This is a genomic window from Pantoea sp. SIMBA_079, from assembly GCF_046940275.1.
In the GTDB taxonomy this organism is placed as follows: Bacteria; Pseudomonadota; Gammaproteobacteria; order Enterobacterales; family Enterobacteriaceae; genus Pantoea; species Pantoea borealis.
Map to the genome: position 1 here is coordinate 1 of NZ_JAWRYR010000097.1, position 344 is coordinate 344.

The following is a 344-nucleotide window of genomic DNA, read 5'->3' on the forward strand; positions in this document are numbered from 1 at the left end:
GTCCTGACGGATATAGTCAGTGATCACGCGCGGGTTACCGCCTTCGCGCAGCACAACACGGGTCCCTACAGGCAGGCCGGGCACGGCTGTCGCCGCGGTGGTGACGAAGCCACCAAACTGGCCGACCGTCGTCCAGCCGTCCGTCGGATGCAGGTCCGAGCGCGGAAACGCGCTGTACGGTCGATCGCTAGCGGCGACCCCGTCTTCCTTGCCCCATTCGGCCGCGATCGTGACCGAGCCACGGTCGCCCGAGAAGCCCATGACGAAGTCACCCTTGGTGATCGCGCCATCACCTTCGCCATACTGGCCGTAGTAAGCGGAGGCCGACGCGCCCTCGTAGTTGC

The 344-nt window shown here is 66.3% G+C and carries 1 protein-coding gene; it reads right to left on the reverse strand.

All coding sequences use genetic code 11. From position 1 onward, the window contains the following. Positions 1-344 (reverse strand): hypothetical protein (locus SB719_RS19270; protein ID WP_412159620.1); only part of this gene is annotated, 344 nt, incomplete at both ends.